This window comes from Nostoc sp. UHCC 0251, from assembly GCF_034932245.1.
GTDB lineage: Bacteria > Cyanobacteriota > Cyanobacteriia > Cyanobacteriales > Nostocaceae > Nostoc.
The window spans coordinates 1-5,893 of record NZ_JAYGHD010000462.1; the positions used below are offsets into that span (position 1 = coordinate 1).

Consider the following 5,893-nt stretch of genomic DNA (forward strand, 5'->3'; position numbering starts at 1 on the left):
GTTCAGTGGCTCCAAGTCAGGAGGGGTTTGAATCCCCTTTTGACTTGTTCCTTCTCCCAAGGGGAGAGGCTTCGCCATCTGCCCTCTGCCCTCTGCCTTCTTCAATAAGTTTGGATACAGCAGTAATCTGACTTTTGCTGAGATTTGTTTGTGTATTTTGCTGCATTTGTTTTCTAAACTAACCCAGAACGTAATGCAACAACTGCTGCTTGCACGCGATCGTCCACTGCTAATTTATTCATAATCCCTCGGACGTGAGTTTTGATGGTGTTGGGACTGAGATAGAGTTTTTCAGCAATTTCTGGGTTACTCAAGCCGTCTACCATGAGTTTCAACACTTCTAACTCGCGCCCAGATAAGTTGGCGTTGTTGCTGGCGGGTGAGGGCGGTTTTAGATTATCAATTACTCGCCGCGCAATTTGGGGATCGAGATAGGCTGCACCATCAACTGCGGCTGCGATCGCACTTAACAATCGTTCCACACTTGCACCTTTAATACAATACGCATCTGCACCGCTAGAGAGTGCCGCGATAATTTCTGTCTCCGTTTGATGAGATGTCAGCATCACCACATGAGTTGCTGGCAGCGCCGCCTTAATTTGCTGTGTCGCTGCAATGCCATCCAATCGCGGCAAGCCAATATCCATAACCACCAAATCGGGTTTCAGTTGCAGTGCTGCTTGAACTCCTAAATAACCATCTTCTGCTTGTCCAACAATCTCCAACTGAGGATGAGCCATTAATGATTGTTCTAATCCCAGCTGCATCATCGGATCATCTTCGACAATTAACACGCGTAACGGCGGAGCATTGTCAGGTAAATTTAAGGGATAGCGAATATCTAAAGACATTTTTATTAATTATTTGTCATTTGTCATTTACCTTTTTGCCCAATGCCCAATGCCCCATGCCCAATGCCCAATTATTATTCTTCCACGCGATAGCCTAACTCTGCTAAACTAATGCGCGACTGTCGCCATTTTGGCTGGACTTTGACAAATAATTCTAGGTAAACTTTACCAGCAATTAGCTTTTGGATTTGCTCACGAGCTTCACTACCAATTGCTTTGAGCATTGCTCCACCTTTGCCAATGAGTATGCCTTTTTGGGAATCACGCTCAACGTTGATGGTAGCAAGTACACGGGTAATGCTGGGAGTTTCTTCTACTAGGTCAATAGCGATCGCTACTGAATGGGGTACTTCTTCACGAGTCAATAATAAAATTTGTTCTCGGATTAATTCACCCATAATAAAGCGTTCTGGCTGGTCAGTTACCAAATCTGGTGGGTAGTATAACGGCCCAATTTCTAAATGTTCAATTAATAATTCTTGAAGTTGCGGTAATCCGGCGCTCGTCTTGGCAGAAAATTTCACGATTTCCCATTCATGGGACTGGGCCATCTGAGCGTAACTATCATCTAGAAACTGAGAATCGGGCGGTTGTTGGTCGGTTTTGTTCACGCCCAGAATCACTGGTGTTTTGCTACGACTGAGCAATTCAGCAATATAGCGATCGCCTGATCCACAAGCCACTGCTCCGTCTACCACAAATAACACTACATCTACCGATTCAATAGCTATTTTGGCATTTTGCACCAACACTTCGCCCAACTGATGATGGGGCTTATGAATTCCTGGCGTATCTACAAAAATTAACTGCGCCTCTGGTGTAGTTAAAATGCCGCGTAAACGGTTACGTGTTGTTTGCGCTACAGGGGAAGTTATGGCAATTTTTTGTCCTACCAATTGATTCATTAAAGTAGATTTACCGACATTAGGACGACCAACAATGCCGATAAAACCTGATTTAAATTCAGGAGGAGCCTGTGGGATTGTTACTTCTCCTGAAAAAGAGAAGTTGTAATTTTCAATACTAGTCACCTTTGGCTCCACCCTCATATTTTACAGCTGGGATAACTTGGTTTTTTCTTAGACACAAAACAAGCATAAAAACACCCTAGCATTTTCGGGGATTGCTTTTGCTTAGGTTTAATCTACTACTGGCTCTACAGTTAACATTTTACATCTGAGATAACCTTAGTTGTAGAATTCACGAGTCAGAATTCAGTATTCAGAATATTAAAAAAATTAAACTAAAAATTGACCTCATATCGTCGGGAATTAAACCAAACCCAGATCAAGTATGGCTTCTGACTCCTGAGTTCTGAATTCTTAGATTTTGTTTTGTTTTTAGGCACAAAAGAAACATAAAATTACTTTGGCATTTATTTGCTCAGGTTTAATCTGCTACTAACTGTGGCTTAAGTTTCATCGGCTACTCAATATATTTGAATCAAAATGTCAATAAAAGATATGGGAGAACGCAAACGCATTGGAATTCTTACCAGTGGAGGTGATTGTTCTGGTTTAAATGCTGTGATTAGGGCTGTAGTAAATTGTGCTGTGGATACTTACGGCTGGGAGGTTTTAGGAATTCGTCAAGCGACTCTAGGATTAATGGCGCGTCCGCCACAATTTACCAAGCTGGAAGTTGATCAAGTTGACTCGCTGTTAACTGCGGGTGGCACAATGTTGGGGACAACCAATAAAGGTGATCCTTTTGCTTTTCCAATGGCGGATGGGAGTTTATGCGATCGCTCCGAAGAAATCATTGCAGGTTATCATGAGCTAGGTTTAGATGCTTTAATTGGTATCGGCGGTGATGGTAGCTTGGCAATTCTCCGTCGCCTCGCTCAACAAGGTGGCATTAATCTAGTAGGTATTCCCAAAACAATTGATAATGATATTGGTGTTACCGAACACGCTATCGGTTTTGATACAGCAGTCAATATTGCCACAGAAGCATTAGATAGGTTGCATTTTACTGCTGCAAGTCATAGCCGAGTCATGATTTTGGAAGTTATGGGGCGTGATGCTGGACACATAGCTATAGCTGCGGGAATCGCGGGGGGAGCAAATGTAATTTTAATTCCTGAAATCCCTTACACAGTTGAGCATATTTGTCACAAAATCAAAGAACGCCAAGAGAAAGGCAAAAACTATTGTTTAATAATTGTTTCCGAAGCGGTTCGTACCCACGATGGGGAAAATGTGACGATTACAAATCGCTTAGGTCAATCTCGATACGGTGGAATTGGCGAATATTTGGCAGATAAAATTATTGAACACATCGGTGTAGAAACGCGAGTCACAGTTTTAGGACACATTCAACGGGGTGGAACTGCTTCACCACTAGATAGATTAGTTGCAACTGCTTTTGGTGTTGCGGCGGTTAATCTAATTGCAGAAGATAAATACGATCGCATGGTGACTTGGCAAAATCGCCAAGTATTAAGTGTACCAATTACAGAAGCGATCGCTCACTATAGCGCCGTCGATCCCAATGGTACTTTGGTTAAAACCGCTCATGGTATGGGTATTTATTTGGGAGACTAAACATATATGGTACAGGCACAGCATAGCTGTGCCTATCAAAGTACAAAGTTTAGTAGAGTTTGATATTGTACAGGTGTTGGAAATTAAAAATGCTATTTCATGTATTTGAACCACCCCTGAAGTGTGGTCTATTTACCCGAAAATAGCTGTAATATAATCATAATATTAGGTCTGTTAATATTGTGAGTTTTGATAATGTTTGTAAGCTGCTGGCAGAAAAATATCCAGCAGATTTTGTTCGGTGGTTAATTGCTGAGGAATCGGCAAATATAAAGGTGCTAAAAACTGAATTAAGCTTAGAACCAATTCGTGCAGATTCTGTGACTTTTATTCAAACTAAAAACAGGATTCTGCATATTGAGTTTCAGACTTTAACACAGTCTAGCCCGGCAATTACCTTCCGAATGCTAGATTACTCCGTGAGATTAAAGCGTCAGTATAAGTGTCCAGTTGTGCAGGTAGTCATCTTTTTGCAAGAAATAAACGATGAAATTGCTTTTACCCAAGAATATGTGGATGAGACGACAGTACATCGCTATCAAGTCATACGGATGTGGGAGCAAGATTCGAGTATATTCTTAAATAATGCAAATTTATTACCTCTAGCTACTCTGAGTCGTACTGATTCCCCACAAAGTTTATTGTCCCAGGTTGCGGAAAAAGTGGCTACAATTTTAGATAGGGAGACGAAACAAAATATTGCCGGGTATACAGAAATTTTAGCTGGTTTGCGATTCGACAAAACTTTGATTCGTCAATTGTTAAGTGAGGATATTATGCAAGAATCAGTGATCTATCAAGATATATTGCAGAAGGGACAAGAACAGGGTAAACAACAAGAAGCTTTTTCTTTATGTATGTCTCTGCTAAAAGAACGTTTTGGTGAGATTGATGAATCAATTTATCAAAAAGTTCAAGGTTTGAAAATTGAACAATTAGAGGCTTTATGTCGATCGCTCTTAAGAATGTCTGAGATGGATGATTTAGTAACTTGGTTAGAACAGCAACAAAGTAGTTGAAGTTAAATTGATTTTCTTTAAGAAAGCGATCGCACCTCTCTACAACTCTAAACGGAGTGAAACTGTTACACTCACCGATATCCGGCCCATAAGTTAAGTTCAGGGCTTCAGCTATAAGACTCGGAATTCATTCCGAGACGGAATAGAAACGTAGTGCGAGATTATTAATAAAGATATTGTTCAAAATCACTTGATATATTTGTTATCCCCTAACTAACAATTCCCAATACAAACTCGCCTTCATTCACAGCTTGATTGGTTGCGACATCATAAACTAATCCATCATGTTGAGCGCAGACATCAATTACAGTAGGTAGTTGCCCTTCTTTATTAAAGCTGAGAATCTGATATAGTTTTTCTCCAGTTTTGACTGTGCTACCTAATTCGATTCTGGATTGAATCATACCACCTGCGATCGCATAATATTTTTTCCGGTTGCTGCTAGATGCGAAAGTCATTTCATGGGTTTTTGTGTCAGATGATAAATCAGGAATTTGCAGTACACCTTTTTGGACTAAATAGTTTTTTATACCCCGTACACCTTTGGATACTGAATCAGGATTTATTTGCATTCCTGTCCCCAATTCCAATGTCCAAGCTTCCACATCGAACTTGATTTTTCTACCCAAATCTTTAAAACAAGCTTCCAGTGCTAACCAAGGTTTGATAAAAGCTTCATCAAAAGCATCACCATCATATTTATCAAGCAATATTCCGAAATCAAGTAGGAAGTATTTTGCACTCTCTTCTCGATTTTGGAAGTAATAAACGTAGTCTAATGCTTGATTGGTAGAACTATGTAAATCAATTAAGTAGTCTGCATCTAAACTGAGATTTTGTAGCTTGTAGGCAAAAAGCTCAGTGTAAGGAACACCACTAGAAGAATTAAGTTTTTCTAAAGTTTTTGCGAATTGTTGCTTAATTATAGTTAGATAATTTTGTCGAATGACCTTTAGATCACTATAAAGTTGAGATTTAGTAAAAGCTACTAAATCATCAGCTTCTTTCTCATAGTCCCAAAAGATGCGATTCCAGTCTTTGGCTTCGTAAATGCAATATCGCCCAGGGGAGAAATGATGAGCGCGTTCATTCGTCCCCATTGGATTACAAACGGGAACTAACCAAATTTCTCCAGTTAAATCTGTATCATTTATTGTTAATAAAAACTCAATTAGCTGGTGAATAACGGCATTCCCAGCAATTTCTGCACCGTGCAGATTAGATTGAATGTAAACCTTTTTTCCAGGTTGAGCGCCGATAAATTTGTATATTTGTAAAGATAGGCGATCGCCCGAAGCCATTTGACGTAATACAATGCTTTCAATAACTGGCAGCATGAAACAACTTGGTGATGATTTGAGTAAATTATCGCTGTATCTGTACTGAATGAAAAGCTTAGGAACTTCCAAATAAAAAAACATACCAAATTTTCTTGTGGGATGGGTGTCCCCACCCGTCCCAGATTTAGGGCGGGCAA

5 protein-coding genes are annotated in these 5,893 nt (G+C 40.1%); 2 read left to right on the plus strand and 3 right to left on the minus strand.

Annotated features, from left to right (window positions below; translation table 11 throughout):
• Positions 1-173: 173 nt before the first annotated feature.
• Complete coding sequence (locus tag VB740_RS35495) at positions 174-851, minus strand: response regulator transcription factor (protein WP_323204495.1); 678 nt, start codon at positions 849-851, stop codon at positions 174-176.
• A 74-nt stretch (positions 852-925) separates the two neighbouring features.
• A complete protein-coding gene (gene era / locus VB740_RS35500; RefSeq protein WP_323204496.1) occupies positions 926-1,900 on the minus strand; it encodes a GTPase Era in 975 nt (324 codons plus the stop codon).
• A gap of 414 nt (positions 1,901-2,314) precedes the next feature.
• Here era and VB740_RS35505 point away from each other — a divergent pair, with 414 nt between their 5' ends.
• Together VB740_RS35505 and VB740_RS35510 are read left to right on the plus strand one after the other, a co-directional pair.
• A complete protein-coding gene (locus VB740_RS35505) occupies positions 2,315-3,397 on the plus strand; it encodes an ATP-dependent 6-phosphofructokinase (protein ID WP_323204498.1) in 1,083 nt (360 codons plus the stop codon).
• A 182-nt stretch (positions 3,398-3,579) separates the two neighbouring features.
• Complete coding sequence (locus VB740_RS35510) at positions 3,580-4,416, plus strand: DUF4351 domain-containing protein (protein ID WP_323204497.1); 837 nt, start codon at positions 3,580-3,582, stop codon at positions 4,414-4,416.
• 209 nt (positions 4,417-4,625) lie between these two features.
• Here the strand turns inward: VB740_RS35510 and VB740_RS35515 are convergent, their stop codons facing one another.
• On the minus strand, positions 4,626-5,753 hold the full coding sequence (locus VB740_RS35515; protein ID WP_323204499.1) for a succinylglutamate desuccinylase/aspartoacylase family protein: 1,128 nt from the start codon (positions 5,751-5,753) through the stop codon (positions 4,626-4,628).
• Positions 5,754-5,893: the final 140 nt, after the last annotated feature.